This window comes from Methylocaldum sp. RMAD-M (assembly GCF_017832375.1).
In the GTDB taxonomy this organism is placed as follows: Bacteria; Pseudomonadota; Gammaproteobacteria; order Methylococcales; family Methylococcaceae; genus Methylocaldum.
In genome coordinates, this window is sequence record NZ_JAFIBZ010000003.1 from 41,164 (window position 1) to 67,444 (window position 26,281).

Annotated in this window: 29 protein-coding genes; 18 read left to right on the plus strand and 11 right to left on the minus strand. The window is 56.5% G+C overall.

Features of this window, described 5'->3' with window-relative positions; translation table 11 throughout:
• Nucleotides 1-17 precede the first annotated feature (17 nt).
• Entirely contained in the window at nucleotides 18-482 is a 465-nt protein-coding gene (locus tag JOD69_RS03880; RefSeq protein WP_086135415.1) for a DUF6763 family protein, read from the minus strand.
• A gap of 293 nt (nucleotides 483-775) precedes the next feature.
• Between JOD69_RS03880 and lgt the strand changes: the two genes are divergently transcribed.
• On the plus strand, nucleotides 776-1,615 hold the full coding sequence (lgt, locus tag JOD69_RS03885; RefSeq protein WP_077729243.1) for a prolipoprotein diacylglyceryl transferase: 840 nt from the start codon (nucleotides 776-778) through the stop codon (nucleotides 1,613-1,615).
• Between the two features lie 12 nt (nucleotides 1,616-1,627).
• Here lgt and JOD69_RS03890 read toward each other — a convergent pair whose 3' ends face one another.
• Nucleotides 1,628-2,452: a CheR family methyltransferase gene (locus JOD69_RS03890; protein ID WP_086135510.1), complete on the minus strand. Its 825-nt coding sequence runs from the start codon at nucleotides 2,450-2,452 to the stop codon at nucleotides 1,628-1,630.
• A 43-nt stretch (nucleotides 2,453-2,495) separates the two neighbouring features.
• Nucleotides 2,496-3,380: a PfkB family carbohydrate kinase gene (locus JOD69_RS03895; RefSeq protein ID WP_086135416.1), complete on the minus strand. Its 885-nt coding sequence runs from the start codon at nucleotides 3,378-3,380 to the stop codon at nucleotides 2,496-2,498.
• A 68-nt stretch (nucleotides 3,381-3,448) separates the two neighbouring features.
• Here JOD69_RS03895 and JOD69_RS03900 point away from each other — a divergent pair, with 68 nt between their 5' ends.
• Together JOD69_RS03900 and JOD69_RS03905 are read left to right on the plus strand one after the other, a co-directional pair.
• Nucleotides 3,449-4,168 (plus strand): protein-L-isoaspartate(D-aspartate) O-methyltransferase, encoded by a 720-nt coding sequence (locus tag JOD69_RS03900; RefSeq protein WP_205781139.1) that lies wholly within the window; start codon nucleotides 3,449-3,451, stop codon nucleotides 4,166-4,168.
• Nucleotides 4,165-4,560, plus strand: coding sequence for a TraR/DksA family transcriptional regulator (locus tag JOD69_RS03905; protein WP_077729240.1), 396 nt, complete (start codon nucleotides 4,165-4,167; stop codon nucleotides 4,558-4,560). The genes JOD69_RS03900 and JOD69_RS03905 overlap by 4 nt, the downstream gene beginning before the upstream one ends.
• Before the next feature lie 83 nt (nucleotides 4,561-4,643).
• Here the strand turns inward: JOD69_RS03905 and JOD69_RS03910 are convergent, their stop codons facing one another.
• The gene (locus JOD69_RS03910) at nucleotides 4,644-5,882 is read right to left on the minus strand and encodes a DUF1015 family protein (RefSeq protein WP_086135417.1); all 1,239 of its coding nucleotides are present in this window, start codon (nucleotides 5,880-5,882) and stop codon (nucleotides 4,644-4,646) included.
• A 326-nt stretch (nucleotides 5,883-6,208) separates the two neighbouring features.
• Between JOD69_RS03910 and JOD69_RS03915 the strand changes: the two genes are divergently transcribed.
• The 8 genes from JOD69_RS03915 to rluB all read left to right on the plus strand — a co-directional run bounded on the left by JOD69_RS03915 (nucleotide 6,209) and on the right by rluB (nucleotide 13,089).
• On the plus strand, nucleotides 6,209-6,742 hold the full coding sequence (locus JOD69_RS03915) for a hypothetical protein (RefSeq protein WP_086135418.1): 534 nt from the start codon (nucleotides 6,209-6,211) through the stop codon (nucleotides 6,740-6,742).
• Between the two features lies 1 nt (nucleotide 6,743).
• Nucleotides 6,744-8,675: an ATP-dependent DNA helicase gene (locus tag JOD69_RS03920; protein ID WP_348529944.1), complete on the plus strand. Its 1,932-nt coding sequence runs from the start codon at nucleotides 6,744-6,746 to the stop codon at nucleotides 8,673-8,675.
• Nucleotides 8,672-9,361 carry a tRNA (adenosine(37)-N6)-threonylcarbamoyltransferase complex dimerization subunit type 1 TsaB gene (gene tsaB, locus JOD69_RS03925; protein ID WP_086135419.1) on the plus strand — a complete coding sequence of 230 codons (690 nt, stop codon included), beginning with the start codon at nucleotides 8,672-8,674 and terminating at the stop codon, nucleotides 9,359-9,361. The genes JOD69_RS03920 and tsaB overlap by 4 nt, the downstream gene beginning before the upstream one ends.
• An 88-nt stretch (nucleotides 9,362-9,449) precedes the next feature.
• On the plus strand, nucleotides 9,450-10,070 hold the full coding sequence (locus JOD69_RS03930) for an L-threonylcarbamoyladenylate synthase (protein WP_086135420.1): 621 nt from the start codon (nucleotides 9,450-9,452) through the stop codon (nucleotides 10,068-10,070).
• Between the two features lie 29 nt (nucleotides 10,071-10,099).
• Nucleotides 10,100-10,750 (plus strand): site-2 protease family protein, encoded by a 651-nt coding sequence (locus tag JOD69_RS03935; RefSeq protein WP_086135421.1) that lies wholly within the window; start codon nucleotides 10,100-10,102, stop codon nucleotides 10,748-10,750.
• A complete protein-coding gene (locus tag JOD69_RS03940; RefSeq protein ID WP_086135422.1) occupies nucleotides 10,751-11,641 on the plus strand; it encodes a ScpA family protein in 891 nt (296 codons plus the stop codon). It begins immediately after the preceding gene.
• 1 nt (nucleotide 11,642) lies between these two features.
• Nucleotides 11,643-12,227, plus strand: a complete 585-nt coding sequence (gene scpB / locus JOD69_RS03945) for an SMC-Scp complex subunit ScpB (RefSeq protein WP_086135513.1) — start codon at nucleotides 11,643-11,645, stop codon at nucleotides 12,225-12,227.
• A complete protein-coding gene (rluB, locus tag JOD69_RS03950) occupies nucleotides 12,202-13,089 on the plus strand; it encodes a 23S rRNA pseudouridine(2605) synthase RluB (protein WP_086135423.1) in 888 nt (295 codons plus the stop codon). The genes scpB and rluB overlap by 26 nt, the downstream gene beginning before the upstream one ends.
• A gap of 17 nt (nucleotides 13,090-13,106) precedes the next feature.
• On the opposite strand, the gene JOD69_RS03955 is transcribed toward rluB, so the two are convergent.
• The 4 genes from JOD69_RS03955 to JOD69_RS03970 all read right to left on the minus strand — a co-directional run bounded on the left by JOD69_RS03955 (nucleotide 13,107) and on the right by JOD69_RS03970 (nucleotide 15,866).
• Complete coding sequence (locus JOD69_RS03955; protein ID WP_086135424.1) at nucleotides 13,107-14,006, minus strand: GGDEF domain-containing protein; 900 nt, start codon at nucleotides 14,004-14,006, stop codon at nucleotides 13,107-13,109.
• Nucleotides 14,007-14,233: 227 nt separating this feature from the next.
• The gene (locus tag JOD69_RS03960) at nucleotides 14,234-14,512 is read right to left on the minus strand and encodes a hypothetical protein (RefSeq protein WP_077729231.1); all 279 of its coding nucleotides are present in this window, start codon (nucleotides 14,510-14,512) and stop codon (nucleotides 14,234-14,236) included.
• Between the two features lie 333 nt (nucleotides 14,513-14,845).
• Nucleotides 14,846-15,238: a hypothetical protein gene (locus tag JOD69_RS03965; RefSeq protein WP_086135425.1), complete on the minus strand. Its 393-nt coding sequence runs from the start codon at nucleotides 15,236-15,238 to the stop codon at nucleotides 14,846-14,848.
• A 145-nt stretch (nucleotides 15,239-15,383) separates the two neighbouring features.
• The gene (locus JOD69_RS03970) at nucleotides 15,384-15,866 is read right to left on the minus strand and encodes a hypothetical protein (protein ID WP_086135426.1); all 483 of its coding nucleotides are present in this window, start codon (nucleotides 15,864-15,866) and stop codon (nucleotides 15,384-15,386) included.
• Between the two features lie 331 nt (nucleotides 15,867-16,197).
• Between JOD69_RS03970 and JOD69_RS03975 the strand changes: the two genes are divergently transcribed.
• On the plus strand, nucleotides 16,198-17,496 hold the full coding sequence (locus JOD69_RS03975; RefSeq protein ID WP_077729228.1) for a hypothetical protein: 1,299 nt from the start codon (nucleotides 16,198-16,200) through the stop codon (nucleotides 17,494-17,496).
• Between the two features lie 133 nt (nucleotides 17,497-17,629).
• On the opposite strand, the gene amrA is transcribed toward JOD69_RS03975, so the two are convergent.
• Both amrA and amrB read right to left on the minus strand, forming a co-directional pair.
• A complete protein-coding gene (gene amrA, locus JOD69_RS03980) occupies nucleotides 17,630-18,229 on the minus strand; it encodes an AmmeMemoRadiSam system protein A (protein WP_348529945.1) in 600 nt (199 codons plus the stop codon).
• On the minus strand, nucleotides 18,207-18,992 hold the full coding sequence (gene amrB, locus JOD69_RS03985; RefSeq protein ID WP_077729269.1) for an AmmeMemoRadiSam system protein B: 786 nt from the start codon (nucleotides 18,990-18,992) through the stop codon (nucleotides 18,207-18,209). Before amrB ends, amrA begins: the two co-directional genes overlap by 23 nt.
• A 108-nt stretch (nucleotides 18,993-19,100) precedes the next feature.
• Here amrB and amrS point away from each other — a divergent pair, with 108 nt between their 5' ends.
• The gene (gene amrS, locus JOD69_RS03990; RefSeq protein WP_086135428.1) at nucleotides 19,101-20,210 is read left to right on the plus strand and encodes an AmmeMemoRadiSam system radical SAM enzyme; all 1,110 of its coding nucleotides are present in this window, start codon (nucleotides 19,101-19,103) and stop codon (nucleotides 20,208-20,210) included.
• A 53-nt stretch (nucleotides 20,211-20,263) separates the two neighbouring features.
• On the opposite strand, the gene nadB is transcribed toward amrS, so the two are convergent.
• Nucleotides 20,264-21,859 (minus strand): L-aspartate oxidase, encoded by a 1,596-nt coding sequence (gene nadB, locus JOD69_RS03995; protein WP_086135429.1) that lies wholly within the window; start codon nucleotides 21,857-21,859, stop codon nucleotides 20,264-20,266.
• A 385-nt stretch (nucleotides 21,860-22,244) separates the two neighbouring features.
• On the opposite strand from nadB, the gene rpoE reads away from it, so the two are divergent.
• The 5 genes from rpoE to JOD69_RS04020 all read left to right on the plus strand — a co-directional run bounded on the left by rpoE (nucleotide 22,245) and on the right by JOD69_RS04020 (nucleotide 26,278).
• Nucleotides 22,245-22,817, plus strand: coding sequence for an RNA polymerase sigma factor RpoE (gene rpoE, locus JOD69_RS04000; RefSeq protein WP_077729224.1), 573 nt, complete (start codon nucleotides 22,245-22,247; stop codon nucleotides 22,815-22,817).
• Nucleotides 22,818-22,828: 11 nt separating this feature from the next.
• On the plus strand, nucleotides 22,829-23,350 hold the full coding sequence (locus JOD69_RS04005; RefSeq protein ID WP_077729223.1) for a sigma-E factor negative regulatory protein: 522 nt from the start codon (nucleotides 22,829-22,831) through the stop codon (nucleotides 23,348-23,350).
• An 82-nt stretch (nucleotides 23,351-23,432) separates the two neighbouring features.
• Entirely contained in the window at nucleotides 23,433-24,383 is a 951-nt protein-coding gene (locus JOD69_RS04010; RefSeq protein WP_168175370.1) for a MucB/RseB C-terminal domain-containing protein, read from the plus strand.
• On the plus strand, nucleotides 24,376-24,816 hold the full coding sequence (locus JOD69_RS04015) for a SoxR reducing system RseC family protein (protein ID WP_168175369.1): 441 nt from the start codon (nucleotides 24,376-24,378) through the stop codon (nucleotides 24,814-24,816). Before JOD69_RS04010 ends, JOD69_RS04015 begins: the two co-directional genes overlap by 8 nt.
• A gap of 55 nt (nucleotides 24,817-24,871) precedes the next feature.
• A complete protein-coding gene (locus JOD69_RS04020) occupies nucleotides 24,872-26,278 on the plus strand; it encodes a DegQ family serine endoprotease (protein ID WP_077729220.1) in 1,407 nt (468 codons plus the stop codon).
• Nucleotides 26,279-26,281 lie beyond the last annotated feature (3 nt).

Sequence of the window (26,281 nt, forward strand, 5' to 3'; positions counted from 1 at the left end):
TGCTCGAAAAGGCTCGATCATTCCTCCGACCAAGGTTCACCGCTTCCTTGCCGCGACTTTTTCTCGCCGGGCTCTTCCGGAGTTCCCGCCGAGGGTTCCTGTTCCAAGGGCTCTTCTTCCGGAAATCCCTCGCCCCACTCGTCTCCGCCTTCTTCCGGGCTTGTACCGGTCGGCCGCTCCTGGGACTTTTCGATTTCCTTCAGAGGCTCGACCCAATCTTCGGGCGGCGTATCGGAGACTTCGGTACCCGTGAGATCGTCCACTTCCGAGACGTCCAGAGGCCCGCTCCAGTTTTCCGGCGCCTCGATAGGCTGAATCTCGAGCCGGTACCAGGCATCGAAATCCATCTCTTCCACATCTCCGTCGAAATGCTGGATCTCCACCAAATCCGCCTCCTCATCCACGAAGACGACCTGGAAGGCTTGACCCTTGTCCAGATGTTGGTACCAATTGCCGACAATAGGATCCGCTTCAGAATTCATCGTTATGCCCTCGTCTTATACACCGAGATCTCGTTCTACCGGCGAGCGGCTCGGATACCCTAAGGAACGCTCGGCCGGTAAGCTAGCCGAATCGAAATTGAGTCTGTCCATCCTTTAGGTCTGCAAAGCAGATGGAAGTTTAAATTGGACGAAACGGCCGAGAGCCGTCGCCGGATCATCGATCGGGCGTGCAAACGCTCTAAATTGACAAAGCTCACATAGCAGAAGAAATTCTTAAACCTCAACGGTCAGCCGATCAGAGAACTTTTCATCAACCGCAACCACCGAAGGACATGTTCGTCATGCTGTGGGATATTTCGCCCGTCGCCTTCACCATTTCCATAGGCGCTTTCCAGCTTCCGGTCCACTGGTACGGACTTTTCTTCGCGTCGACTTTCGTCTACGGTCTGTTCGTCTTCCGTTACTTGTTTCGGCGTGAGGGACGGCCGGAGGACGAGGTTTACGATCTGGTGCTGTTCGTCCTTGCCGGAACCGTGATCGGAGCCCGCTTGGGCCACGTGCTGTTTTACAATCCGGGTTTTTATCTGACGCATCCGTGGAAAATCCTCGCGGTGTGGGAAGGCGGGCTCGCGAGCCACGGCGCGGTGGTCGGCATTCTGATCGCGGTCTGGCTATATTCCCGTCGGGCGACCAATCAATCGTTCCTCTGGGTGTGCGATCGCATCGGCGTTACCGTACCTTTGTCCGGATGCCTGATCCGCATCGGCAATTTCTTCAACTCGGAAATCCTGGGCCACCCCGCCGACGTTCCCTGGGCGATTGTCTTCGCCCGGGTCGATTTGCTGCCGCGCCACCCGGTACAGCTTTACGAGGCTTTCTGTTACTTGTTGATTTTTCTGGTCCAGTTTCGCTTTTATCTCAGGCGCGGGAATAGCGTGCCTGAGGGCTATATGTTCGGTCGCTTTTTCATCCTGGTATTCGGTACCCGCTTCGTCCTGGAATTCTTCAAGGAGGGCCAGGCCGCTTTCGAGTCCGGCTGGACGATTACCATGGGCCAATGGCTGAGTATTCCGGCGATGCTGGTCGGGATGTATTTGGTGCGGCGAGCGTGGCGCTTGCAGCGGGCGTTCGGAGCCGATTTGAATGCCGCGCCGCCCCAGTCGGATGCTTGATCGCGAAACGGATTATCGACCTTTGCGGTAGATGGGCAGTCCTGGTCGCCAAGGATTCCATTCGGGCGGCATTTCGGGCAGCGATTCGTGCGCACCGATCACGAGAAGCCCTCCGGTCGACAGGCGAGCGTCGAGACCGTGCAGGATGTCCCGCTGCAGGGCGATCGAGAAGTAGGTAAATGCGAGGTTGCGGCAGAGAATGAGATCGAAGCGGCCGTCCGGCAAGGTTTTGCGCAGATCCTGCACGGCCCAGCTCACCGGTCCGCGATATTCCGGTTTGATGCAGTACCGTCCCTGATTTTCCGTGAAGGCTAGGTCGCGCCAAGGCGGCGGCAATTCCTTGAGACTGCTCGGCGGATAGCAGCCGCGCCGGGCTCGGGCAATCTGATCCGGATCGGCATCAGTGGCGGTCAGTTCAAACGCGATATCCGGAACCTGCGGCGCGATTTGCAGCGCCCAGATCAAAGTCAGCGTGTACGCCTCCTCGCCGGCGCCGCAGCCTGCGCTCCAGCCGCGGATACGGCGTTCACCGCGGGTTCGGCAGAGGCGAATCAGCTCCGGCAATCCGTCGCGGGCGAGAATATCGAAGACCCGGCGGTCGCGGTAAAAGCGGGAGATCGTAATTCGGCAGAAACTATCGAGCCGCGGCCATTCCTCCGCGTGAGTTTCGAGGTGGCGGCGATAAGCGTCGAGATCATCCATCTGCAATTCCGCCATACGTCGAGCGATGCGCCTGATCACCTGACGCCGGACTTTGCGGAACCCCGGCCAGCGCAGTTCCAGGCGCGGGAAGGCCCATTGCAAGAAATCCACCCATTTAGCTTCCTGGTCCGTCACCGTTGCGTCCTTTTGAATCGAGGGTTCGCGCAACGCCGAACATTCAGGGAGTCCGCAGAGAGGCCCGGAGAACCCTTGCCGCGTCGACCGACCGTGGACGGCTTCCTTCGCTCGCGATCACTTGGGCAGCGAGAAGCAAGCCGAAGCGCAGACAGGTTTCGGGGGCGGCCCCTTGTGCAAGTCCGTACAGAAAGCCGGCGTCGAAGGCGTCGCCACCGCCGGTTCGATCGGCCTCTGTCGCCGGGAACGCGGGATGGGCGTATTCGCCGCTCGGTCCCAACGCCACCGCCCCTCGGGCGCCCTGGGTAACGACCAAAAAGCTTGAAGGCGAGAGACGCTTCCGCGCTTCGCGCGGATCGGTCGAACCGGTCCAGCGGCGCAGCTCGGTTTGGTTCATGAAGATCAAATCCAGCCGGGGGATCATTTCTTCCGTAGGCCCTTCATCCAGATCGCAGGAGACGGTGGCGCCCCGTTCCTTGGCGAGACGGATCAAGGGCAGCGCGAGCTCGTGCAGAGAGGTCGCCACGTGCAAGTGCGCGCCAGGGTAAAAAATCCGGCCATCGATCTCCGCCGGATCGAAGCAAGCGTTCGCCCCGCCCGAAGTGACCATGCGCTTGCTGCCGGGGGTCGCGAAAATGGCGGCCATGCCGGTAAGGCTCCGGCGGGTGCGCTGAATCAGGCTCGTATCCGTCCCAGCTTCGGCCAGCGCCGCGATGGCAAGCGTGCCGAAGGGATCGTCGCCCACGCACCCGAGCATTCGTACAGACTGGTTGAGCCGCGCCAGCCAATAGGCCGTATTGGCGGCCGATCCGCCGTAGTTCAAAACGCATTTTCGGCAGCGCAGTTTTTCGTGTTCTTCCGGCAGGCGCTCGACCGGAAACGTGAGATCCGCGTTCAAGCTCCCGGCACAGATAAATCGGGTAATCATGTTTAACCTTAGCCGTCGGTTAAAGCGTAAGATAAGCCTATTCCGCCGCTCGGACCAAACGAGGTCTTATGACTAGATTGTCTCGAATGATGCGCGAGATCGAGGAGGAGGTTACCCTCACCCGGCATCTCATCGGCAAAGACACGCTGAATCCGAGGGTGCTGGACGCGATGCGAAAAGTCCCTCGTGACCGTTTCGTGCCTTCCGAGTCCAAGGCTTACGCTTATGAGAACGGGCCCGTGCCCATCGGTTACGGTCAAACCATCTCCCAGCCCTACATCGTGGCCTTGATGACCGATCTCCTCGATCCAGAACCGGACGACATCGTTCTGGAAATCGGCACCGGTTCCTGCTATCAGGCGGCGGTCCTGTCGCTGTTGGTTAAGCGGGTTTACACGGTGGAAATCATAGCGGAGCTGGCCGAGCAGGCGAGGGAGCGGCTGATGCGCCTCTGCTACGCCAACGTGGAGGTCCGTGCCGGCGACGGCTATCACGGTTGGCCGGAACATGCGCCCTATGACGGCATCATCGTCACGGCGGCCGCCCCGTACCTGCCGAAAGCCTTGCTCGATCAGCTCAGGCCCGGAGGCAGGATGGTGATCCCTATCGGGCTGCCTTATCGCCACCAGGAACTGATGCTGGTGGAGAAGGACGAGCAACGCCAAATCGAAACCCGGAGCATTTTGGATGTGGCCTTCGTGCCGCTCACAGGAGACTCGATGATCGAACCGGAGCGCGAATCCGTGACGCGCATCGATCGAACGAATACGGATGGAGAACGACCATGACTGTAAAATTATCGGATGCCCAGATCAACGAGCTGAAACTGGCGCTCAAGAGCCGCTATCGAGATCTCAGGGAAGAAATCCGTCAGGAGCTCTTGTCTTCGGATAACGAGCAATACATCGATCTCGCCGGTCAGGTTCACGACATGGAGGAGGAATCCGTCGCGGACTTACTGGTGGACCTCAACCTGGCCATCATCGACCGGCACATTCGGGAGCTTCAGGCGATAGACGCAGCCCTGCTCAGAATCGCCAACAACGAGTACGGTATCTGTATCGAGTGCGAAGGGGAGATCGGCTATCCTCGGCTGAAGGTAAATCCCGCGGCGCTGAGGTGCCACGATTGCCAGGAGCGATACGAGCATACCCACGCCGCCACTTCGCCGAGCTTATAGGGAACGGCCGGATATGCGGCGGTACCGTGCGGAACCGGATAGAGGGCCGCCGGTCCGCGCATCCGCCATTCGGTCGATCCGGGCTAATCCAGCACGTGGGACGCCAACCCGTCCGCCAGCTTGGGCTCGAACCAGGTCGATTTCGGGGGCATGACCTTTCCCGCATCGGCCACGGCCATCAAGTCTTCCATGCGGGTAGGGTGCACCGAAAACGCCACGGCCATTTCGCCGGAATCGACGCGGCGCTCCAGTTCGCGTAAGCCGCGGACGCCGCCGACGAAGTCGATCCGCCGGTCGCGGCGGGGATCGGAGATGCCGAGGACCGGCGAAATGAGGTTGTCCTGCAAGAGACTGACGTCGAGCCGCGCCACCGGGTCCGCGGGGATCAACTCGGGTCTTATGGTCAGCTTGCGCCAGTGTCCGCCGAGATACACGCCGAACTGGCCGGGATTTTCCGGTTTCACCGGATTGTCGGCTTTTTCTATGGCAAAGCGCTCGGACACCCGGCTCAGAAACTCCGCTTCGCTCAAACCGTTCAAATCCTTGACCAACCGGTTGTAATCCATGATCCGCATCTGGCTCTTGGGAAATATCACCGACAGAAAGTATTCGTAGCTTTCATCGCCGGTATGGCCGGGATCGGATTGCCGGCGCGAGGCCGCAACCCGCGAAGCCGCGGCGGAACGGTGATGCCCGTCGGCGATATACAGTGCCGGCAGCGCATCGAAAAGTTCGGTGAGCCGGGCGATGGTATCTTCATCGCGAATGCTCCAGAACGTATGCCGCACGCCGGACTCCGCTACCGCGTCGGCTTCGGACGGTTGCTCGGCGGTTTTCGCCAACAGGCTGTCGATCTCGGGCGCATCGGGATACGCCAAAAGCACCGGACCGGTCTGAGCGTTCAACGCCACGATCTGGCGTACCCGGTCGTCCTCCTTGTCGGGGCGGGTGAACTCGTGTTTGCGGATGCGGTTGGCGTCGTAAGCGGCGACACTGGCGGTCGCGACCAGGCCCAACTGCGTATGGTCGCCCATGACGAGGCGATAGGCATAATAGAGCGGCCGGTCGTCTCGCTTCAGGATGCCGGAATTCAGCATCCGCTTCAGATTGTCCGCGGCCTTGGCATAAACCTCCGGAGCGTAAGCGTCGGTTCCGGGCGGCAAATCGATTTCCGGTTTGGAAATGTGCAGAAAGCTCCACGGACGGCCCGCCGCCAGCGTTCTGGCTTCTTCGGTATTCAACACGTCGTAGGGCGGTGAGATAACCTCCGCGGCGCGACCGGGCGCCGGACGGAGAGCGGAGAAGGGGCGGATGAGGGGCATGGTCGTTTTCCTGAGGGCAATGGCTGAATTCTAACACCGGAGCCGAGAAACCTTATTTCAGTAATGACTCGTGCGGCTGTCAGTAATTTCACCGGGTCGTTGGTCCAATGGAGCAAGGAATGGCGAACTGGAGCCCAATGACGATGTCCTGTATTCTCCCTCATCTTTCGAGGCTAGAGCATTTCCCGGTTCGGTGTAGCGCCCCGGCTGTAGGTCGGGAATCCCTTCCCGACGTGGCTGTCGGCAAAGGATTGCCGACCTACGACTATGCGTCTTGTTCTACCATTAGCAGTTTCAGCCCCTTGTATCGAGGTCTTCATTTCAACATGAGCAAAGCCTATCGTCCGATTTTCGTTTCAACGCTTCTTTTGCAAGCCGCCTGTGTCAGCGTTTCGAATCAGCCTCGCGGGATTTACCAACCTGGCCAGATACCGGGCGAGTCCACGGCCGAGCGCCAGCCGGGTACTCCACAGGCAGGCGCGAGAGAAACCCCTGCTCCGTCATGGAGAGCGAAACCACCCGTCAGAAGCGAGCCCGTCGCTTCATCGCCTGCAGTTCTGGCCTTGTTGAGCGAGGCCGAAAACAACCGCAAAAGCGGGCAACTGGACAATGCCGCCTCCGCACTGGAAAGAGGGATACGCATTCAGCCGCGCAATCCTCTGTTGTGGCATCAATTGGCCGAAATTCGGCTCCAGCAGCATCAGCCGGGCCTTGCCGAAGATCTGGCGAAAAAATCGAACCAGCTTGCGAGGGGAAGCCAGCCGCTGACCCAAAAGAACTGGTCCATTATTGCGCAGGCGCGCCGGGCGAAAGGCGACCTGGCCGGTGCGGCGATGGCCGAGCAGAAAGCCGGGAACTGAATTGCCGGATTTGCTTTCGATCTTGGGGGCGGAAGGCCCGTTCGCCCGGTGCTTGCCGGGGTTTCGCCCGCGCCAGGGACAGGCGGAGATGGCGCAAGCCGTCAAACAAGCAATCGACGGCAAGAGCTGCCTGGTCGCGGAAGCAGGTACCGGCACGGGCAAGACCTTGGCCTATTTGGTTCCGGCGGCTTTGTCCGGCAAGAAAGTCATCGTTTCGACCGCCACCAAGACTCTCCAGGATCAGCTTTTCCGTAAGGACCTGCCTATGGTCCGGCAAGCGCTGGCCGTGCCGTTCAAGGCGGTACTTCTGAAAGGGCGAGCCAATTATCTGTGTCCGTACCGTCTGCAAAACACCCTGGGACTCAAGGCGGGTTACGGCCCACGCGAGGCGTACGCCCTGGAGGCGATCCGGCGCTGGAGCAAGACCACCCGGACCGGTGACATCGCCGAAGTCGTCAACGTGCCGGAATCTTCGGTGCTTTGGTCTTCGGTGACCTCGACCGGAGACAACTGCCTGGGGCAGGAATGCCCCCAATACGAAGACTGTTTCTTGGTGAAGGCACGCCGCAGTGCTCAGGATGCCGATATTCTGGTGATCAATCATCATTTGCTGTGGGCCGACTGGACCTTGAAGAACGACGGCTTCGGCGAGCTTTTGCCCGACTGCGAAGCGATCGTGGTGGACGAGGCTCATCAATTCGTCGAATCGGCGGCCCAGTTTCTGGGGCTCAGCATCAGCTCCCGCCAGCTCCACGGGTTGGCGGACGATATCCTGGTCGAGCGGCTCAAGGACGCGAAAGATATGCCGCAGCTGCTCGAAGAAGCGGAACTGCTCGAGCAATTGACGGCGGAGCTGCGGCAGGCTTTGGGCGACCCTTCGCGGCGGGAGGCGTGGCACAAGGTGGCGGACGATTCGGCGGTAACCGAAAAGCTCGCCGAGTTGCGCCGGCATTTGCACGATCTCGAAGCCATCCTGAAAGAAGCCGCCGTTCGCAGCAAAGGCCTCGAGTCGTGTTGGAAACGTTGTACGGATTTGGGCGTGCGGCTGGAGACTTTCGACAAGGACGAAGGCAGCGAAGCCGTACGCTGGTTCGAGGTCTATAAGCACAGTTTTTCCCTGAACCGGACCCCGTTGGCCATCGCCGGCGAATTCGCGCGGTTTCGGAAGCACAGTCAGGCCGCCTGGATCTTCGCATCGGCAACGCTCACGGTGAGCGGCCGGTTCGATCATTTCGTCGGACAACTGGGGCTCGGCGGTGCCGAATGCAGGGCTTGGGAAAGCCCGTTCGATTACCGGAACCGGTGCTTGTTGTTTCTGCCGCCGGGGCTTCCGGACCCGGCGGTCGACGGTTTCACCCAGGCTGTGGTGCGAGCCGCGCTGCCGGTTTTGAAGGCCAGCCGGGGCAGGGCATTCATGTTGTTCACCTCGCATCAGGCCTTGTCGGACGCTGCGGCTTTGATCGCGCAGCATCTCGATTATCCGCTGTTCGTTCAGGGCAACCAGCCCAAAGCGGTGCTTCTGGAAGCCTTCAAGCAAGCCGGCAACGGCATTCTTCTGGGGACCGGGAGCTTTTGGGAGGGGGTCGACGTTCCGGGACCGGCGCTTTCCTGCGTCATCATAGACAAATTGCCGTTCGCCTCACCCAGCGACCCGGTGCTCAATGCCCGGCTCGAAACGCTCCGCCGCAACGGACTGAATCCGTTTGCCACCTATCAGCTTCCGGCCGCGACCATCGCGCTCAAGCAGGGCGTGGGGCGCTTGATACGGGATCAGGAGGACCGCGGCGTGCTCATGCTGTGCGACCCGCGGATTTTGTCCCGCTCCTACGGGAAGGTTTTTCTGAACAGCCTGCCCGACATGCCGAGGACCCGTTCGCTCGCCGATGTGCAGCGGTTTTTCTCCAGTGAATTCGAAAAAGAGATCGCGGTATGAAGATTCTGGCTATCGAAACCGCCACGGAAGCGTGTTCGGCCGCCTTGCTGATCGACGACGCCGTTCTCGAACGTTATGAGCTTGCGCCGCAGCAGCATAATCGGCTGATTCTGCCGATGATCGACTCCTTGCTGGCCGAAGCCGGAATCAAGGTTTCGCAAGTCGATGCCCTCGCATTCGGACGGGGTCCCGGATCGTTTACCGGCGTCCGCATCGCGGCGGGCGTGGCTCAGGGGATTTCGTTCGCCGTTGATCTGCCGGTGGTTCCGGTTTCGACGCTGGCGGCCCTGGCGCAGGATGCCTTGATCGAGTCTCCGGAAAAGATCGCATTTTCCTGCATCGATGCGCGCATGGGCGAAGTCTACTGGGCGGTCTACCGTAGGGGAGAATCTGGGCTGGCGGAGCTTTTGGGCGAAGAATCGGTACGGCCGGCCGAACGCGTTTCGTTTCCCGATCATGCCGAAGGCGTCGGTATCGGCAGCGGATGGAAGACCTACGGTTCGGTTCTCCAGGAGCGTTTGGGCAGCAACGTAAAAAGGATTCTGCCCGACCGCTTTCCGCGCGCGGCGATGGTGGCTCGTCTCGGCGCCGATGCTTTCGGCAGAGGTTTCTTCGTGGAGCCGGAACAGGCGCTGCCGGTTTATCTGCGCGACAACGTCGCTAAAAAGCCGGGTTCACGAACGTAGGCAGATCGATCTTTGTAGCAGTCCCGCCGAAAAACGCAGAGAAAGGGAAAAATCCCTGAGGAGGGGGCCTCTATAGTAAACTATCGGGATGGCTCAATATTTTCAGATCCACCCGGACAACCCGCAAGCTCGGCTCATTCGCCGAAGCGTCGAGATCATTCGCGAAGGGGGCGTAATCGTTTATCCGACCGATTCCTCCTACGCGCTCGGCTGTCAGATGGATAATAAATCCGGGCTGGACCGCATCCGCCGAATTCGCCAGTTGGAGGAAGATCACAATTTCACCTTGGTCTGCAGGGATCTGTCGCAGATATCGACTTTTGCGAAGATCAACAACGAAGCATTCCGATTGATCAAATCGCTGACGCCGGGGCCGTTCACCTTTATTCTCAAAGCGACCCGCGAAACGCCGCGTCGCCTGCAACATTCGAAGCGCAAAACCATCGGTATCCGCCTGCCGGACAATCCGATCACGCTGGCGCTGGTAGCGGAACTGAACGAGCCATTGTTCAGTTCGACCCTGATTCTCCCCGGCGATGATGACGCCATGACCGACCCCGAAGACATTCGCGACCGCCTCGAGAAAGAGGTGGATTTGATCATCGATGCCGGAGTCGTTCCCTATACGCCGACCACTATCATCGGCTTTATCGAAGACACGCCGGAGATCGTCCGGCAGGGGTCGGGCATCGTCGCTTCTTTGCAATAATCCTGTTCGTTCCGCCATACAATCTTCCAATGGAAAATTTCAACTTTATTCAGGTAATTGCCGGCTCAATAATTCCTGTTTTGTTTGCAGTCACTTTACATGAAGTAGCCCACGGCTGGGCTGCCAGGTTGTTTGGTGATAATACCGCCGCCCGTCTCGGCCGGCTTTCCTTGAACCCCTTGCGTCACGTTGATCCAGTTGGAACCTTATTAGTGCCAGGGGTTTTACTAATGTTACAGACGGGTTTCCTTTTTGGTTGGGCTAAACCCGTGCCGGTGGATTTCGGCAAATTACGTCATCCCAGGCGCGATATGGCGCTGGTAGCAATTGCAGGGCCAATGGCAAATTTAATCATGGCGATTGGTTGGGCTCTTATTTTGCGCTTAGCAGTTGCTTTAGATTTGGAGTATGTCTCCCTGCCTCTCGGGTTTATGGGACAGGCGGGAATAAAATTTAACATATTGTTGATGGTGCTAAATCTACTGCCGATTTTGCCGTTAGACGGCGGGCGTATTGTCGCTAGCCTGTTGCCAACGAGACTTTCCATTAAGTTCAGCAGAATTGAGCCCTACGGCTTTTTTATCCTTTTAGCCCTGATTGCCACAGGATGGCTGTCCATAATCTTGGGTTTTCCGCTAAATATCATGCTGCAATTGTTGTTCGGTTTTGCCGGTCTGTAGATGACTGATCTGGCCGATTGTGAAAAGACCGTTGCGACCGAATCGAATTCGGACCGAGATGCACGGCAGGTCGATTCGCAAGCTGTAAGCGAGGGAGCGGTCACCGCTGCACCATTGGCTTTCGTCAACGGCGCGCCGTTCACCGAGTTGCCGGAAGACCTCTACATCCCACCCGACGCGCTGGAAGTATTCCTGGAAACGTTCGAAGGTCCGCTCGATCTTCTGCTTTATTTGATCCGCCGGCAGAACCTGTCCATAGTGGACATCCCCATTGCCGATATCACGCGCCAGTACATCACCTACATCGAGATGATGAGCGAACTCCGGATCGAGCTTGCCGCCGAATACCTGCTGATGGCGGCGATTCTCGCCGAGATCAAGTCGCGCATGCTGCTGCCGCGTCCGACAGGGCCGGAACAGGGCGAGGAGGATCCTCGCGCCGAACTGGTGCGCCGCCTCCAGGAGTACGAACGCTACAAACACGCCGCCCAGGAGCTCGACGCCTTGCCGCGATGCGAGCGCGACGTTTTCGAAACGTCGGCGGATACCGGTGCCATCACGGTCAAAAAGATTTATCCCGAAGTGGAATTGAAAGAAGTTCTCTTAGCTTTCCAAGACGTGCTGCGGCGCGCCGAGCGATCGACGCATCATCACATCCAGCGCGAGCCATTGTCGGTGCGCGAGCGCATGTCGAGTATACTGGCGCGATTGCGGACCCAATTATTAATCCCGTTTCCCAGCTTGTTCGAACGGAAGGAAGGCCGGCACGGCGCGGTCGTTTCGTTGCTCGCCATCCTCGAACTCAGCAAGGAGCGCTTGATCGAGATCATTCAGGAAGAACCGTTGGGCGAATTGCAAGTTAGGCCACTGATGGCTTCCGGTGTCGATTGACGTGGAACTGAAGACGATCATCGAGGCGGCGCTGTTAGCTGCCGGCAGACCGTTGTCCTTCGCCGAACTCGAAAATCTGTTTGCCGACAACGAGCGGCCAGAACCCGCAGAAATACAATCCGCTTTGGCGGAGTTGGCCGAAGATTGCCGCGGCCGGGCCGTCGAATTGAAGCAGGTGGCCAGCGGGTACCGTCTCCAAGTGCGGGAGGCGTTTTCCCCCTGGGTCTCGCGGCTGTTCGAGGAAAGGCCAGGGCGTTATTCACGCGCCTTCTTGGAAACTCTCGCCATCATTGCTTACCGTCAGCCGGTTACGCGCGGTGAAATCGAGGATATTCGCGGCGTAGCCGTCAGTTCGGGTATCGTGCGAACGCTTCAGGAACGGGGATGGGTACAGGTGGTAGGGCACAAAGAGGTCCCGGGGCGCCCGGCCCTGCTCGCCACGACCAAGCAATTCCTGGACTATTTCAATCTGAAGAGCCTTGGCGAACTACCGCCGCTCCAGGAGCTCATAGACGACTTGGCGCTGCAAGCGGCGCCGCAAGACCAGCCAGTGACCGAAAATGCGAATACCGAATCGATCGAATAAGACCAAGACGCCGGCGGATGTACGTCCATCACCGGATGACGCCGGCGAGCGGATTCAGAAAGTTCTCGCTCAGATCGGGCTGGGCTCGCGCCGGGAAATCGAGGAATGGATCAGGGCCGGTCGGATATCGATAAACGGCAAGCCGGCCGAGCTGGGGGATCGTTACAGAACCGGCGACCATGTCACCGTCAACGGCCGACCGGTCGATGTCGCCAAAAGGTCCGAAGCGCCAACCCGTGTGCTCATCTATCACAAGCCGATCGGAGAGGTGGTCAGCCGGCGTGATCCGGAGGGGCGTCCGGTAATTTTTACCCGGTTGCCCAAACCGGCGACCGGGCGCTGGATTGCCGTCGGACGTCTCGATATCAATACCCAAGGTCTGTTGTTGGTCACCAATAATGGTGAACTGGCCAATCGTCTCATGCACCCGTCGCGGGAAATGGAGCGGGAGTACGCGGTCCGGGTTCTTGGCCCCGTCAACGACGAAATGTTGACTCGGCTGTCGAACGGTATTGCGCTGGAAGATGGACCGGCTCGATTCGAGACGATAGAACCGGCGGGCGGTGAGGGCGCCAACCGATGGTTTCGCGTCACCTTGAAGGAGGGGCGCAACCGTATCGTTCGGAGGCTTTGGGAATCGCAGGGAATTACGGTAAGCCGATTGATGCGGACGCGGTTTGGCGGGATTGCCCTACCGTCCCGATTGAAAGCGGGAGCGTCTTACGAACTCCCCTCTGAAGAAGTCGCCGAATTGATGCGTTCGGTTGGACTGGATATCGGAAAAACGCCTTCGGATCGGCGCCCTGCGCGCCGGCATGCGAGCGACAAAGCTGTCCGCCGCCGAAAAACCAAGATTTCTTAAAACCGTCGGTCTTTTGGCTACGTATCGATTGCAGCCGCAACCCGATTGCGTCCGCCGCGTTTTGCCAGATACATGGCCTGATCGGCGCGGCGCAGCAAGTCCAAATGAGTTTCTCCGGAAATCAGCGTTGCTACCCCCAAGCTCAACGTAACGCGGACGCCCGAATCGCGTACTCCGCAGAATGTTCCTTCGACCGTGTTACGAATGCGTTCAGCAAGATTTACCGCGCCGTCCTTGGACGTGTTGGAAAGCAGAATGACGAATTCTTCACCGCCATAACGGAACAGGATATCGCTCCCGCGCACGGAATCCTTGATAGATCGCGCTACCGACCGCAACACGGCATCGCCTGTGTCATGCCCGAAACTGTCGTTGATCGATTTGAAGTGATCGACGTCGAGAAGAATGATCGAAAGGGGGGTGCCGTAGCGGCGCGCGAGCTCAAGTTCCCGCTGCAGACTACTGAGCAGTGCCGGTCGATTCCCGGTTTGAGTCAACTGGTCCGTGTGGGCATAACACAAGGCTTCGCGATACTTGAGCCCGTTTCGCAAGGGATAGAGTAGGCGGCAGAGTAGCGCTTCCACTCGGGCCAACTCCGGTTCACTGAAGCGCCGGTCTCGGCTCATCCGCCATTCGCCGAGCGGCTCGTTCTCGAGTTCGAGATTGTAAGCGCAGACGTGCCGTCCTTTCTTGCCCAGCGAAAGTTCGATGCCGAGCTTTTCGTTGCAAAAGCGCAAGCCGGAATGGGGAACGATAGTCTTCAAGTGCGTGCTGAACAAACCGAGAAGCTGCTCTATGTCCAGCGTGGTCTGAAGAGCTAAGACCATTTCGTAGTAGGATCCATCACCCAGAGCGGTTTTTTTCTCGATCTTTTGGCTCGACAGCGCGGCTAAATTTTCCGCTTTATTATTTTTCATCGCGCAGTTTCTCTTCTCGCCGAAAGGGTGTCTGATGGCTTAGGTCTCTTCTAAAGCGAGATTTATGCCAGTGTCCTCGGCACCCGAAATTCAAGCGTTCGATGCTACTGCCTGTCGGAAATTTGACGGGTGAGGTAGGACCATTTTGTCGGTTTATGGCAAGCGTCGAAAATTGATCGAGGGACAGCAAAGCCGAGCGCGAAGTTGCGTGCCCGTCAAAGAAAACGTCAGTGAATTCTCGGTTTTTTGCCGACATCTAAAACCGGTAAAAATTCGGACTGTTTGTAAAGAGTCAGTGCCCAGCGGTCCTGATCGCTGTCGTGGCGGAGAATATAAATGCCGTCCGTGGTAAGCAGCTTGAAATATCCATATTCCGACGCGAGCCACCGGTCGATGACCTCCACGACTTCGATGCGTCGGTCGCCGAGGAAAAAAGCGGACGGCTCTTGTACTCCAAGCTCGCTTCGGTTAGCCAGAACTGTAATCGGCTGTAAATTGTCGGACATGACAAATCTCTGAATCGTTCGCTATTTAAAAAATGCTTCCAGGTAAGCCCAAAATTCGGAAATGCACTTTGCGTGCCTCGATCCTTCGGTTTCTTGCGTAATCGTACCTTATCCAGGAAGTCGTGTTAACGGAAGTGCGAAATCGATGCGGTATTGATTTTATCGCATGCGATCGGCGAAGGTGAGCGAAGGGATACAATTTATGGTGTCCTTGCGATACGAGGACATAGCGAATGAATCTTGCCCGTTCAGCAAGGCAGTGCCGACGTTATCGTGCGAAGACAGACGTCTCAGGGACTGGCTTCGGCTCCTGTGCTATGCATGTAAATCGCTTCATGGGTGACTGCCCGAGTACACGTTCCACACGTGCAGTTGATCGCAGCCATCGTTGCTGTATCCAGTAACTTTGATCCAGGCCCGCCCGTCCGTGATCGGTTGAGAGAGCACGCCTTCGACCGCTAGTCTCCCGCTACGCTGTTCGGAAATCGTGACGGCGACGGGCTCGTTATTGACCCAGACTTTGATGGTGTCACGGTCGGTATTTTCCGAGGCGACGAAAGAGAACTTTTGGAGTGCCGGGACGCTGGTCTCCTTGGCGGGCGATTCGTCAAAGAAAATCGGTGGCGTGCAATCCAGAATGATTCCACCGTGGTGACTCACTCCGAAAGCAAAGACTGTGGCGGGTAATAGGTACGCGAGGGACGCAATCGCGACAGGTTTTATCATTGTATTTACCCTACTCGGTTTTGACTGTTCCGTCGTTCAAGCGAACGAGCGTTGCTGTTCCCGCGGAGAAGCGTTTCTGGTCTTTATGATTGTAATTCGGCCTGGAGGCTCGGTTTGACGGTATATCGGTTTTCCACGCACCGCTCTAAATCAAGACAAACAAACTGCCTATCAGCATGCTCAAGACCACGCCTTTCCAAGGCCACCAAAGAGCCGACCAAGACAGGCGCAAGATTTTTAGCTGTTTTTTAATCCAACGCATCAAGGCTGGAATAAGCCTAGTTCGGCTATATCGCCAGAGCCATCTCACAGTGACGATGCCGAGCAGGATCTTGAGTGGAGTTATCGTCCAGGCGGTAATCAGTTCTGCGTGGCGTGGCGAAAGGTCGAACCAGTCCTCCAACTTGTCTTCGATGAGGATTTCCTCGCCGCCTTCCACGAGAATGAAAATAGCGTCCCCAAGCAGTTCCAGGATGTCGAGGATCAATTCGAAGATCAGTTCTGCGGAGGCAATCACGGCGACCAGGCCGATTCCGAACCAGAGCAACGGTTTCCAGCTGGGCTCGGGTTGGGGATCGGTACCGGACTTTTCTATGTCCGAGTTCGAATTCTCTGTTACGTCACTCATGTTTTATTGACGGCTAGTCTGGATTTGCGCAAGGGTAGCTGCGTTTCACGTACCGTTCAAGCACTGGTGGTGTGGGCGCTCCAACGGAAAACGTCTTGAATTTTTGCAGCGTCCTAATCCGGCTGGCCCTCGGCGTGTCAGGCGTGGAGCGTAAAACACCCGGTCCGAGAACATGAGGCGGCTGGAATCGACGCGAACTGTGCTATAGTTCGGCAGCCACAGGGTGCGGTTATCCCGGGATCATCTGAGCCTTCCTAATTTCGGGATTTGCATCGGGGCGGTAGCGAACTATCCGACAGAGTCCGACGAATAAGATCTCATCGAGAGCCTGATGGAAATTAAAGAATGGCTGCATGTATGGCAGTTTGAACATCATCCCTTCGTAATCTTCGACGCAGACCGCGATCCTTATCTGCAGGCGGCCATGATAGAGAACACGTCGTTGCGGTCGGCGTTGCTGAACCTGGACAAGCCCAGTCCGTACGTCATTTTTGCGATCCGAGGAGCCGGAAAATCCTCCATGCGGATCGACACCGAGCGCTATCTGAGACAGTATCAGGACAAGGTGCTGGTAGTCAGATACGTAGAATTCAACGAACTGCTCAGCGAAGTCACCAAGGTGAGGAAGCTTCCGGCCGAGTATTCTCCGAGGAAACCGGGTTTGGCGAAGCTATTTCGGAGAAGAAAGGAAGAGGTACTCATCCGCGAGAGCAAGATCACCCTCGACGATCATCTGGATTACCTTCTCAAATTGGGAATAGAGGAGCTGTACCGCAATATCACCGAGGCTCAGAAGGAAGACATGCTCAAGGACAACCGGGAGTTCGCGGAAAAATTCATATTGCTTACGGCACTTTATTTCTCCCCCAATGATCTGTCGAACAAGATCTCCGCGCTTCGGAAACTGATCAGTATTGCCGGTTACAAGAAGCGGAACAGCTTTTTCTCCAATAAGCAGGCAAAGCTTTTGGCCGGAGAGATTTATCGGAATATCCGCGGCGTTCCGGTTTCGGTGGAGAACATGTTCAAGATCATCCAGGAAATCGGACCTGGTCTGTTCGAGTTCCACGGTATTCCGAGGATGACGGAGAACCGGTTCACGCTGCTCAAGAGCTACATGGATCTAGTCCAATACTTCGGGCTGTCCGGCGTTTATCTGTTGGTCGATCGCGTGGACGAGCCCACCAGCATCAAGGGCGATCCGGAAAAGATGCGCGAGCTGGTAACGCCTATTCTCGACGATCAGCTGTTCCAGATCGATCATCTTGGCATCATTCTGTTCCTGCCGTACGAATTGCACGATCTCAAGAAGTATTATCGGAGCGATCGAATCAAGACCATTTCGTCGATCAATTGGTCGGCCGACAATATGATCCGGCTGATCGAGAAGCGCATGAACGTTTCCCGGAAACCGGGAAGTGCGCCGATCAAACTGGCGGATCTGTTCGAGGAAGAGGGAGAAAGCAAAGCTCAATTCATCGTACGCCAGTTGACGCCGCGGAATGCCTTTCGATTGCTGAGCATCATCGTCGAAGAACACTGCCAGACCGTGGTGTACGGGCCTAAAATTTCGACCGAGGTGTACGAGTCGGCTGTGCAAAGATATCTTATTGAAAAAGAAGGATATTAGTTTTTGCAGTCCGGTGAGTGGCGAAAACTCTTCAACCCCGAGAGATAACCCGCAATTTCACTTGCCGAGCCCATGGCTTGCCCGTATCACATGGAAGTGTTCGATAAGCTTCCATTTCAAGCGGGATGAAGAGCTATGTCGAATCCCCATCGATTGCTTCCGTGCGATAACGATAGATCCTGATCGAGTCGGACCAGTAATCCTTGGGGAGACCGGCTTTCAATTTCAGATGCTGCAAGAATGCCCTAGGATTCGGCAGTGATTCCCAAACCGCAGGCAGAAAAGTTCCGCGCCTGAGCCCTTCTTCCAAGATCAAGCCATCCTCGCCCGCCGCCAATTGTTGTAGCAAATCGTCCTCAGACGTGAACGACAGCGGCTCCGCCGGCGTCAGCAACGATAGATGGATATCAAGCCGCTCGATGTCCCACTGTCTGACCGGCGGGAACCGAGGATCCCTGAATGCGGCGGCGTAAGCGTTATGAGCGATGTCTTCGGCTAAAGAGCGAATGGCTTCAAGCGTGCCGATGCATCCGCAGAGTTTGCCTAGTATTTCGAGCGTCACGAACGTAGCTCTCATGGTGATGAGCTCAGGTGCTAGCGTTTGCTGTTCGACGGGAATCGGTCGTCCGTGGACCGAGCCGTACTCGATTGATCGTTTCGCAAGCGCGAGCAGAAACCGGCGGTGCGTTGAGTTCAAGAAACCGTTTGTGTTACGCAAAGACATAGCTCCCATAGCCGACTACTCGATCTTTCGGGCCAGCCGTATCGCCGGAACTGCGTAAGTCCAGCGTTCGGGCTGTTAGACCCTTCTCGCGGGCGAAGTAGAGTAAGCCGTTGACGGCTATCCGTCCACAAGCCGATTCATGACCGATATCCTCCGGCCGAAGCCTTTCGATGGCGACGGATGTGGCCTGATCTATTCGCTTGGCCGTGGCATAGTCATGGTAATGGCTTAAATCCGAGCTGATCACGGTCATAGTCCCCGAATCGTCCCAAAGCCGCTCGAGTACCGCGCTGACGTCGGAAGGTGCGGCAATGCCCACGACCAAAGGAACCAGTTCGAACTGGTTCAAGACCGCCTGCAGAAAAGGCATATGAACTTCAAGGCTATGCTCGAGCAAGTGTGCCTCATCGAGCCTTTTGACGAATGGTAAATCGAGAATCTTTTCGATGGCGGCGCAGTCTATAGGGATGTTGCCCAGGGGAGTGGCGAAGCTGTCCGCATGACTGACGGCGATGCCGTGAAAGCCGATTCTATGAGAAGGGCCGATTAAGACAACGCGACGAATGACATCCCTGCCTTGTTTGATCAGGGCATAGGCGCTGGCGGCTATGGGGCCCGAATAAATGTACCCGGCGTGAGGTGCGATAATGGCCTTCGGCAGCGGCCCGGCTGTGTTTGCATCCAGCAGAAAATCCCGAACCATAGCGCGAAGCCGATGTTCGTCATCCGGGTAGAAAAGCCCCGCGACGGCAGGTTGGCGTATGTTCTTCATTGCAAAGTCCTCTGTGGGATCGACGCCGGCCGACGGCAAAACGTCGACAGGCACCCGATGGGTCATATTTTACAAATGCGATTTTATTTGACGAATGGGGTGTAGATCATGAATCGGACCATCGAAACGGCGCAGGGTTTTCCTACGCGCTACTGGCGTACGCTGGAGGACGGTCGTGTGGAATGCACGATGTGTCCCCGGTTTTGCAAGTTGCATGAAGGACAGCGGGGGTTGTGTTTCGTTCGCGGCAATGTGGACGGCAAGATCGTATTGTTGTCCTACGGGCGCTCTAGCGGCTTCTGCATCGATCCTATAGAGAAAAAACCGCTGAATCATTTTCTTCCCGGTACGCCGGTCTTTTCGTTCGGCACGGCCGGATGCAATCTCGCGTGCAAGTTTTGCCAGAACTGGGATATCAGCAAGTCTCGCGAGATGGATTCACTGATGGATCAGGCTTCCCCCGAAGCCATTGCGCTGGCGGCAAAAGAGCTGGGTTGTCGCAGCGTCGCTTACACCTACAACGATCCCGTTGTCTTTCATGAATACGCCGTGGACGTTGCCAAGGAATGCCGAAAGCATGGCGTCAAATCGGTCGCGGTATCGGCCGGTTATATGTGCGCCGAGCCGCGCGCCGAGTTTTACAGCGTGATGGACGCGGCCAATATCGATTTGAAGGCGTTCACCGACGAGTTTTACCGCAAGATCTGCGGCGGCCATTTGCAACCGGTATTGGAAACGCTGCAATACATCAAGCATGAAACGTCCGTGTGGCTGGAAATAACGACCTTGCTGATTCCCGGTGAGAATGACTCGGATCGTGAGTTGGAGGCATTGACTCAATGGGTAGCCGACAAGTTGGGACCGGACGTGCCTCTCCATTTTTCGGCCTTTCATCCCGACTGGAAGATGATGGATAAGCGTTCTACTCCGAGGGACACTTTGGTTCGGGCCCGGCGCATCGCCATGAAAAACGGTCTTAGATACGTTTATGTCGGAAACGTTCACGATAAAGCGGCTGACAGCACTTATTGCCATCACTGCGGCCAGTTGCTCATTGGCCGCGACTGGTATGAACTGTCGGAATGGAATTTGACGCCGCAAGGCGCTTGCAATGCATGCAACACGCCTTGCGCCGGCGTGTTCGAAGAAAGCCCCGGAGACTGGGGCGGCAGGCGCGTGCCGGTCAGCACGTGCCGCCGGGCGGCAACGCACCACTAAGGCGTTGCTTGAAGATTGATCGGAGGATGCCGTTACGAGCCGCTGATCGATGATCAGGGACAGATCACCGTGTTTCGTGGAGGCTCATCATCGTTCGTGCGCGGATAGTCCAGCGTAAAATGGAGTCCTCGGCTCTCTTTGCGCACTAAGGCCGAGCGGATGATCAGTTCGGCTACGATGACCAGATTGCGCAACTCCAATAAATCGCTGGTGACCCTGAAATTGCCGTAATATTCGGCGATTTCCTGCTTTAACAGCTCGACACGGCGCAACGCCCTCTGCAGGCGCTTGTTGGTTCTGACGATGCCTACGTAATCCCACATAAAACGTCGGATTTCGTCCCAGTTATGGGCGACGACGACTTCCTCGTCGGAGTCCGTGACCTTGGATTCGTCCCATTCGGGCAAGTCCGGAGGCGAAGGGATCTCGGGCAGGGCCTTGATGATATCCTCGGCCGCCAGCTTGGCGAAAGCCAGACATTCGAGCAAGGAATTGCTGGCCATGCGGTTGGCTCCGTGGAGACCGGTACAGGCTGTTTCTCCGACGGCGTAAAGGCCGGGCACGTCGGTGCGCGCGTGGCGGTCGGTTTGCACGCCTCCGCAGGTGTAATGAGCGGCCGGGACGACCGGTATCGGTTGCGACGTAATATCAATATTGAGCTCTAGGCACCGAGCGTAAATGGTCGGGAAATGGCTCTTGATGAAGTCGGAGGGTTTGTGGCTGATGTCCAGGTAAACGCAGTCGATGCCCAGGCGCTTCATTTCGTGATCGATGGCGCGCGCGACGATATCGCGGGGAGCCAGTTCCTCTCTGGAATCGAATCGGTGCATAAAGGGCGAGCCGTCCGGCAGCACCAGTTTTCCGCCTTCTCCGCGAACCGCTTCCGAAATCAGGAACGAGCGGGCATGTGGGTGGTAAAGGCAGGTTGGATGGAATTGAATGAATTCCATATTGGCGATGCATGCGCCGGCGCGCCAGGCCATGGCAATGCCATCCCCGGTGGCGATGTCGGGGTTGCTGGTATATAGATAAACTTTGCTGGCGCCACCGGTCGCCAAAACGACGACTCGGGCCCGGAGCGTTTTTACTTTATTGTCGTGGGTATCGAGCACATAGGCGCCCAGCACGCGGTTCCCGTCACGGCCGACCTTTTTCTCGGTTATCAGATCGATCGCGTTATGGTATTCGAATAAATCGATATTAGGATGGTTGCGGATATGTTGCGCCAGCGAGATTTCGACAGCCCGTCCCGTGGCATCGGCAGCATGGACAACGCGGCGATGGGTATGTCCGCCTTCCCGAGTCAGGTGAAGGTGGTGGCCGCCGCTTTCCGCGTCCGCTGCAGTGAACGGAACACCTCGTTCCAGCAGCCAGTCGATGCATTCTTTGCCTAGCGAAACGACGAGCCGCACGATATCCGGATCGCAAAGGCCGGCACCCGCGTTCAGTGTGTCCTGTATGTGCGACTCGATCGAGTCGTCGGCATCCAGCACGGCCGATATGCCGCCCTGGGCGTAAAGCGTGTTGGTTTCGGTCAAGGCGGTTTTGGACAGGACGGCGACACTCGCGTGATCGGCGATGCGTAGCGCCAAGCTTAAGCCGGCTGCGCCGCTGCCGATGATCAAAACGTCGTGAACTGAGGATGGCATGAAGTGTGTGTGTCGTGGTGGTTTCGCCATCCTACTGTAAAAGTATCTTGTCTAAAACAGGTGGCGTTGAATTAGCCATGGGAATGGCAGCCTAAAGCAGAATCTCGATTCGGTGCTGATGAGTCGTCAAAAGTGTGGGTCGTGGCGGATACGGCGAAATACGCATTGAATGGCGCTTGCGAAACTACGATAATTCTTCCTGTAGAATCAAGCTAATGCAATTGTGCAGCAGTCTTTGACAGTGTTTTCTGTCAAGCCACGTATCTCACTCTTAATGAAGCTCTCAAATAAGCCGTGTTTTTCATTCGCTCGCCGTATTCAAATAAGAGCCCAGATCTTTTGGTCGTGCGTGTGCGCCGTTAAATAGGGAAAAAGGTTTCCCGCAATGGGCGAGCAACTCGATGAGGAATTAGTCCGGAGGGTACAGCGAGGCGATAAAACGGCATTCGACATTCTCGTTCGAAAATACCAGTACAAAATCGCGCAGCTGATCAACCGCTATATCAAGGACCCGCACGAGGCCCTGGACGTCGCTCAGGAGTCCTTCATAAAGGCCTATCGGGCGTTGCCGAGCTTTCGCGGCGAGAGCGCTTTTTACACATGGCTGTACCGGATCGCGATCAATACGGCAAAGAATCACATTGCGATGCGCGCACGCCGCCCTTCGGAGGACGAGATCGAAATCGAGGAGGCGGAACAATTCGAGTCCGCCGTACGTCTAAAGGATCAAGAAACCCCTGAGGGAGTAGTGTTAAGTGAGGAACTCGCTCGGGTAATCCAATTTGCGCTAGACGAGCTGCCCGAAGAACTTCGTACGGCGATAAGCTTGCGAGAGTTCGATGGCTTAAGCTACGACGAAATCGCTCAGGTAATGAATTGTCCGGTGGGGACCGTGCGTTCACGCATTTTTCGTGCGCGCGAAGCCATCGATAAGAAATTAAAAGTTTTACTCGGTTAGGGGGCAAGTCCATGTCGGATGATGATCTGAGACAAAAGCTGTCATTACTGTTAGACGGAGAGTTGAGTGAGAGCGATTCGCTGGCATTGATGGCTCGTATAGAGAGCGACGCCACGCTTCGAAGGCAATGGCATCGTTACCGTCTGGTCAGCGAGGTGATGCGGTCGGGAAAGGTCCTGCCCGTCGATGATCGCTTCGTGGATCAGGTTCGGGCTACTATAGCGAACGAACCGGCGATTCTTGCGCCAAGACCGGAGAAGCACCGCTATCGTGAAAAAGCGGTAACGGCCGCATTAGCGGCCTCTTTGGCGGTGGTTGCGGTTTTGGTCGGGAAGTCCGTAAAGGATTATTCTCCGGTGCCTGGTCCGGAGGTGTTGGCGCAAACCGAGTTGGTCGATCCCGATGAGGTTCGTTCAGCGCTTGATCCCCAGTTCCAGGATTATCTGGTTACGCATTACGAAACGGCTTATTTGGCAGGCGCTCCAGGTCTGTTGCCCTATGCTCGCCTGGTGACCTACGATTCTTCTCGCTAAGTTCGAATTGATGGTTTCACTTTTTGCGCTCTCTGTGGACATGCTCCGCATACGCCGAGTTTTGGCATGGCAGATTTGTCTAATGATGTTTGCAGCCGAAGCTTTGGGCGGAACCGGCGAACCTCGTCACGGTGATGCCGTCCGTTGGCTAATGGATATGCGTCAAGCCGTGACTCAGTTGAATTATCGGGGAGTAGTGGCTTATCTCAAAGATAAACACGTCGAGAGCTTTCAGCTAGTTCATGCGTTTACAGGGGGTACGGAGCACGAACGGTTGGTGTCGATGAACACTCCCTTGCGGGAAGTCGTCCGAAATGCAGAAAAAGTGTCTTGCTACTTTCCCGACACCAAAACGGTCTTTGTCGAAAATAAACCGCCAAGACGTTCGGTTTTGCTGGAGTTGCCAGAGGACTTGAAACAACTTTCACGACATTACGATTTTAAGCTTGAGGCGCAGGAATACGTTGCGCAGCGCTTGTCACAGGTCATCAGTATTGAGCCGCGAGATGACTTTCGGTACGCTCGCCGGATTTGGGTGGATTTGGAATCCAAGTTGCCGCTCAAATTCGAGCTAATCGGCGAAAATGGCCAGGCGGTTGAGCAGATGATGTTCACGTCGCTGAGTATCGAGGAAATCATCCCGGACTCCGAACTGAATGCATCCACAAAGGTCGATGCTTTTACTTGGCAGGTTAATCGGCGTGAGGCGATGCCGCTCAGGTCGTTGAAATGGGCGCTTAGAAGCGTGCCAGATGGGTTTCAAATGATTTCGTATACTCGGCTGATTCGTACGCCGACAGAGCATCCGGTAGAACATATCTTGTTGAGTGACGGTTTTTCTTCTGTTTCAATTTACATTGATGAGTTAGGAGGCGATATCGTCAAGGGACATCAGAAGAAAGTCGGTGCCATAAATGCGCATTCTCGTAAGATCGATCGCTATCTGGTCACCGTGATGGGCGAAGTTCCCGCCAAAACCGTGCAAGCCATCGCAGGGGGCGTGCATCTTCAAGTGAATGACGCCCATGATTGAGGAAGAAGCAGTCGTCTTACACACGGAAGCCGAAAAAGTTTGGGTCGAAAAGCCGCGCAAATCGGCGTGTGGCGGATGTTCGCAGCAATGCGCGTCTGGCGTGGTGGACGAGTACCTCGGGGCACCGAAAATTCGGTTACAGGTATTTTCCCCAATCGAAGTTCATGTGGGTGATCGTGTTGTGCTCGGAATTCAGGAGGACGCCCTGGTAAAGGGGTCCCTATGGGCATACTTGATTCCTTTGTTGGGCTTATTTTTTGGCGCGGTATTGGGAGACATCGTCGCGTCCTCGCTAAGACCAGCTATTTCCAGCGACGGGGCCAGCGCATTCGGAGGCGTAACTGGCCTGATTTTGTCTTTTGTCCTTTTGAAGTTCACAGGGGTTCTTTCTCGCGAAAAACTGCACCCCGTGATACTCCGTAAACTTAGCTGATATCAAATCCGCTTTTAAATCCATGCTTAGGTCCGTGAAGACTTGGGAGTTTCGTATGCTTAAAACCAGGTGGATAGCCCTCGTGCTTTGTTTCCTTCTCATAGGGCTTTCGTCTCAGGGAGTCCTTGCTCAGCTTCCCGACTTCACCGGCTTAGTCGAGAAAAACAGCGCGGCGGTCGTAAATATTAGTACCTCTCAGAAAGTGAGCGCTACTGAGCCCCAGTTGCCGGAAGGGATCGAAATACCGGAAGGAACGCCATTTGACGATTTCTTTCGTCGCTTCTTTGGCGAAGGTGGTGGCCAGCCGAGTGAGGTGAAATCTTTGGGATCGGGCTTCATCGTTTCGGACGATGGTTATGTCTTGACCAATCACCACGTTGTCAAGGATGCCGACGAAATCGTCGTGCGATTGCAAGATCGCCGAGAATTGGTGGCCAAAGTCGTCGGATCGGATAAGCGCAGCGATATCGCGTTGCTGAAGATAGAGGCTGATCATCTGCCAGTCGTAAGAATGGGGTCGGCCGATAAACTGAAAGTGGGTGAATGGGTATTGGCTATCGGTTCACCCTTCGGCTTCGATCATTCGGTGACGGCGGGCATCGTCAGCGCCAAGGGCCGAAGTCTCCCGAGCGATAACTATGTGCCTTTCATTCAGACCGACGTGGCCATCAATCCGGGCAACTCCGGTGGCCCTTTGTTCAATCTCGAGGGCGAGGTGGTCGGCGTCAACTCTCAGATTTACAGCCGTACCGGCGGCTTCATGGGATTGTCGTTCGCTATTCCGATCGAAGTCGCCATGCAGGTGGTCGAACAATTGAAATCGCAGGGCCATGTGTCGCGGGGCTGGCTGGGCGTGCAGGTACAGGACGTCACGCGCGAGTTGGCCGAATCTTTCGGGATGAAGAAGCCGCAGGGAGCTCTGGTATCTAGAGTATTGTCGAAGAGTCCAGCCGAGGCGGGAGGCATTCAGGTCGGTGACGTCATTATCGAGTTCAACGGACAGGAGGTCGTTGGTTCGTCGTCGCTACCGCCAATGGTAGGTATGACCAAAGTGGGGGAAACGGCAGCGGTCAAAATCATCCGTCAAGGTTCTACCCGTGATGTAAAGATCAAAATTGGCACCTTGCCCGAGGATGAGGGAGTGCTCTTGGGGGCCGAGGAGGCTCCGGGGGCTCAGACGTTCGACCGTTTGGGGCTTAGCGTATCCAATTTGACGGTGGAGCAGCGAGAACAATTGGAAGTTCCGCGGCATGGCGTGCTGGTACAAGCGGTCAACCCGGGGCCCGCCTACGATGCGGGTATACGCCGTGGCGATGTGATTCTTCGTATTCAGGACCAAGTCGTCAAAGACGTAAACCATTTCAATGAGGTTGTGAAGGAGTTGCCAAAAGGCAAATCGCTTGCGGTGCTGGTCCAGCGACGCGGCGGCTCATTGTTCCTGGCCTTGAAGCTCAAGGATTGAGGC